Genomic DNA, 4,126 nt, shown 5'->3' on the forward strand with positions numbered 1-4,126 from the left:
GTGGGGGAGTCGGGCTCACCCCTTCAGCTTGGCGGCGGGACTATTTCGAGGGAGTGCGACAGTCCGGTGAAGCTGGGGTGACGGAACCAAGAAGCCTGTGGCGGCCCGGCGATGGCGGCCCCGCGAGCGGGCGGCGCCACGCCGCTCTGGCCCGACAAACTGCCCTCAGCGTCAACCGTCATAAATAATTTGCAGACCATGGCCATGCTATAAGGTTCTCCTCAGCATCAGCCTCGACTCGGCCTCTAAGACCGCGCGGGCGGGAGGAAAACGAAATGCGTTCCATTGCTCTCGGTCTGGCGCTTGCCGCGCTCGCCACTGTCCCCGCACTCGCCAAGGACGCCTCTTCGGCGACGGACGCTGGGCGCAACGCGATGGCCCAGGCCTCCACCAACGACAGCGCGCGCGTGCTCTACGTCTGCGACCGCTCCGACCTGACCCGGCGCGGCTTCGCGCGCGAGTTCGGCTCGGCCGAGTTCGTCACCGCCGACCGTGCGGCCAAGGGCGAGGCCTGGTCGGCTCCGCGCTGCATCAGCCGCCCCGAGATGATGCGCCTGAAGAAGATCCAGTCGGCCAGCCTGCGCTAGGCTGCCCCTCGGCCGGCGCCGCAGGCGGTTGTCCGCCGCGGCGCTGACCGCCTCTGTGAGACCGTCACGTCCGCCGCCAGGATGGGCGTCGGTGATCTTGAAGACCCCGCCAATCCGTCCGATCGATACGCTGCGCGCCGTCGGCGTCGCACCCTCGGCCGTGCGCCTGCTCTCACGGCGTGTTCGCGCCCACTGGCTCGTGCGCTCAGGATCGGAGCTGGCGGTGCTGCGCCGCTACGGCGAGGAATCCGACGCGAGAGATCGGGTGGGAGGACGCCGTCGCCGCGCGCCCTGGCCGCCGCCGGCTGGCCAACGCCGCGGCTACATCGCGCTTCTGATGGACCTGCCGTCCCTGAGCGTCCTGCGAACGCTGCACGAGTTCATCGACCACCAAACGAGCGAGGCCGCGGGTGACGCGAGCGGCAGGGCAGCGCTTGCGTTTCGCAGCTACTGCCCATCTAGCGGATATGCCTAATTTTTCCGTTCCGGCGGCCAGCTTGGCCGCCGCGCTGGCGCTTGCGGGCGCGTCGCCCCTCGCCACGCCGGTCGTGGCGTCCCCCGTCGTCGCCTCCGAGCCTGACGAGATCTTGCTGCAACGGGCCGGGGAGGCGGACTTCATCCTGCTCGGGGAGAACACTCATGGCACCCGGGAATACTATCACGAGCGGGCGCGTATCACGCTCGAGCTGGTCCGTGCCGGGGAGGTGCGAGCCGTCGCAATCGAGGGGGATTACGCGGGCGGAGAACGGGTCAACCGCTATGTTCGCGGTCTAGGCGGCGACCGGACGGCAAGGCAGGCGCTGTCCAGCTTCGACGAGTTTCCGGCTTGGATGTGGCGAAATCAGGAGTTCGAGACCTTCGTCGAAGCGCTTCGGACCATCAATCTTGAGCGCCCGCCGGAAGATCGCGTCGGCGTCTATGGCATCGACGTCTATGATCTGGCCGGAGCCGCGGACGCCGTTGTGGCCTATCTCAAGGCGCGCGACGCCAGAGCCGCGGCGCAGGTCGAGCGCGCCTATTCCACGCTGACTCGGCACGGACGGGAGATGAGCGGCTACGCGCGAGCCGTCGCACGGGGTGGTTCCCAGCAGACAGAAGCGCAGGCAGGCGTGAGGGCGCTCGCGGCCCTGCCGCCGCTGCAGGGCGAGGACGCCGAAGCGCGCTTCGCAGCCGAGCGGGCGGCGGCCACCGTGGTCGCCGGCGAGGAATACTTCCGGGTTCAGGTGGAGACCGGCTACTCCTGGAACGCCCGGGACAGGCGGATGGCGGCCGCGGCCATCGCAGTCCACCGTCACGTCAACCGGACCGGCCCGGACGCGGGCGTGGTCATCTGGGCCCACAACACCCACGTTGGCGACGCTCGCGAGACGTCCATGCAAGAGCGCGGAGAGGTGAGCCTGGGCCAGCTGTTGCGAGAGCAGGGTCGCGCATATCTGGTGGGCTTCTTCACGGACGGCGGGCAGGTGATGGCGGCGGAAGAGTGGGGCGAAGCTCCTCGGGTGCACCGCGTGCGGAAATCTCTTCCGGGGAGCCACGAATACGAACTGGCCCGCGGCGCCGACCGGCAGGTGGTGCTGCACGACCCGGCGCCCGCCTCCACCGCGAAACGGCGGCTTCAGCGCGCTATCGGCGTCGTTTACCTGCCGCATCAGGAACGCGAGGCTCACTACATCGAGGCGACGCCGGAACGGCAGTTCGACGCGGTGATCTTCGTGCGGCACACGAACCCCGTCCGCCCGCACGCGAGAGCGACCGCGGCCGTGCGGGCGAATTGAGAGGTCGGCGGCTTTCACTACTCGTCGGTCGCTCAGGCTAGATGTCGGGCGTTAGGGACTGCGCGGGACCTATGGCAGGTGGCGATGTACGTGGGCTGCGCTCGGAGGCCCATCTCGATGTCAGCTGAGGCGCATGTGCAGTCAGGACCGTCTGTCTGCCCGCCAGGCGCGGCCCGGGGTCTCGGCGTCAGAAACAACGATCCTTGGCGGTGACGGAGGGATTCGAACCCTCGGTACGGCTTTACACCGTACAACGGTTTAGCAAACCGCCGCCTTCAGCCACTCGGCCACGTCACCCGATCCAAAGGACGCCCTCCATAGCCCAAGGCGGTGCGCCGGAGCAACGCCTTGCGCGACAGGTCGCAGGGAAGGCTATCCCTGCCAGGCGGGTGCGGGCTCGCGGGCGGGGGGCGGGGTCTCCATCACGAAGGCGGCGGGATCGGCCACGGTGCGCTGGAAGAAGGCGCTGATCATGGTCATCAGCATGGGGCGCAGCTTCGGGTTGTTGGCGAAGCCGTGCGGCAGGCCGGCGAAGATGTGCAGGTCGACCTTGCCGCCGGCGGCGCGCAGCGCCTCCTCGAAGCGGCGCGAGGCGCTGACGGGGACGATCTTGTCGACGTCGCCGTGCAGCAGCATGGCCGGCGGGTAGCCGGCGCCCAGGTGATGGATGGGGCTGGCCAGCTGGCAGGCCTCGTCGGAGGCGTCGCAGCCGGGGAGGGCGCGGGCGGCGGTGCCGCCGGAGGGGCGGGTCTCGCCGCGGTACATCAGCACCGGCGGGTAGATGGCGGCGACGGCCGCGCAGGCGGCGGGAATGCTGGTGTCGGCCTCCGGCGGGTCGAGGCGGCGCTCATTGGGCGTGCCGGCGGCCAGCAGCACCAGGTGGGCGCCGGCCGAATGGCCCTGAAGGCACAGGCGCTCGGGTTCGAAGCCGAGAGAGGCCGCCTGGCTGCGGGTCCACCTGATGGCCCGCTTCACGTCGTGGATCTGGGCCGGCCAGTGGGCCTCCGGCGTCAGGCGATATTCTGGGACCAGGGCGACGAAGCCGTCGCGGGCCAGGTGCTTGGCGTGCTCGACGAGCATGCTGCGGTCGCCCTTCGACCAGCCGCCGCCGTGGACCAGGATCACCGCCGCCCCGTTCGGCGCGGCCGGACGGTAGAGGTCCAGGCGCAGGGGGCGGCCCTCGCCGGCCTCGCCGTAGACCACGTCCCTGGTGACGCTCACCTCGCTCATCGCATCCTCCCGTTCTGCTGTTTTGCGAAACCCTACGCGCCGGGCGCGGCCTGGGCTAGCGTGCCGGCCGACCAGGGAGGGACGCCATGCAAGCCTACGTGCTGACCCAGGAAGGGCCGAAGCTGACGCAGATCGATCCGCCAAAGCCCCGGCCCGCCGAGGTTCTGGTCCGGGTGCGCGCTGCGGCCCTGAACCGGGTCGACCTGGCGATGACCCGCGGCCACATGCACGGCGGGGCGGGCGGCGTCGGCGCGGCGCTGGGGCTGGAGTGGGCCGGCGAGGTGGTCGAGGCGGGCCCCGAGGTGCAGGGCCTGGTGGTCGTCCAGCGGGTGATGGGCTCTGGAGCCGGCGCTTTCGCGGAATACACCACCGCGGATTACGGTGGCGTCTGGCCCATCCCCGACGCCCACATGAGCTTCGAGACGGCCGCGACCCTGCCGGTGGCGCTGCGGACCATGCACGACGCGGTGGTGACCAACGGCGCGCTGGAGCCGGGGCAGACGGTGATGATCAACGGCGCCAGCTCGGGGGTCG

5 protein-coding genes and 1 tRNA gene are annotated in these 4,126 nt (G+C 70.3%); 4 read left to right on the forward strand and 2 right to left on the reverse strand.

Translation table 11 applies throughout. The features are described from left to right. The first annotated feature begins 275 nt into the window (after nucleotides 1-275). The 3 genes from VHK87_RS03060 (at nucleotide 276) to VHK87_RS03070 (ending at nucleotide 2,362) form a co-directional block, all read left to right on the forward strand. The gene (locus VHK87_RS03060; RefSeq protein ID WP_329633428.1) at nucleotides 276-587 is read left to right on the forward strand and encodes a hypothetical protein; all 312 of its coding nucleotides are present in this window, start codon (nucleotides 276-278) and stop codon (nucleotides 585-587) included. Nucleotides 588-678: 91 nt separating this feature from the next. Next, nucleotides 679-1,062: a hypothetical protein gene (locus VHK87_RS03065; protein WP_329633429.1), complete on the forward strand. Its 384-nt coding sequence runs from the start codon at nucleotides 679-681 to the stop codon at nucleotides 1,060-1,062. 22 nt (nucleotides 1,063-1,084) lie between these two features. Then, nucleotides 1,085-2,362, forward strand: a complete 1,278-nt coding sequence (locus tag VHK87_RS03070; protein ID WP_329633430.1) for an erythromycin esterase family protein — start codon at nucleotides 1,085-1,087, stop codon at nucleotides 2,360-2,362. Between the two features lie 204 nt (nucleotides 2,363-2,566). Here the strand turns inward: VHK87_RS03070 and VHK87_RS03075 are convergent. Both VHK87_RS03075 and VHK87_RS03080 read right to left on the reverse strand, forming a co-directional pair. Then, nucleotides 2,567-2,659: transfer RNA gene (locus VHK87_RS03075), tRNA-Ser, on the reverse strand. 75 nt (nucleotides 2,660-2,734) lie between these two features. Beyond that, nucleotides 2,735-3,592, reverse strand: coding sequence for an alpha/beta hydrolase (locus VHK87_RS03080; RefSeq protein ID WP_329633431.1), 858 nt, complete (start codon nucleotides 3,590-3,592; stop codon nucleotides 2,735-2,737). A gap of 86 nt (nucleotides 3,593-3,678) precedes the next feature. On the opposite strand from VHK87_RS03080, the gene VHK87_RS03085 reads away from it, so the two are divergent. Continuing rightward, a partial coding sequence (locus VHK87_RS03085; protein ID WP_329633432.1) for an alcohol dehydrogenase catalytic domain-containing protein occupies nucleotides 3,679-4,126 on the forward strand: 448 nt, incomplete at its 3' end.

The organism is Phenylobacterium sp., assembly GCF_036263695.1.
Classification (GTDB): Bacteria; Pseudomonadota; Alphaproteobacteria; order Caulobacterales; family Caulobacteraceae; genus Phenylobacterium.

Coding starts and splice junctions, on each gene's coding strand:
- VHK87_RS03080 (WP_329633431.1), bottom strand. CDS start 3,592: ATGAGCGAGGTGAGCGTCACCAGGGACGTGGTCTACGGCGAGGCCGGC.
- VHK87_RS03060 (WP_329633428.1), top strand. CDS start 276: ATGCGTTCCATTGCTCTCGGTCTGGCGCTTGCCGCGCTCGCCACTGTC.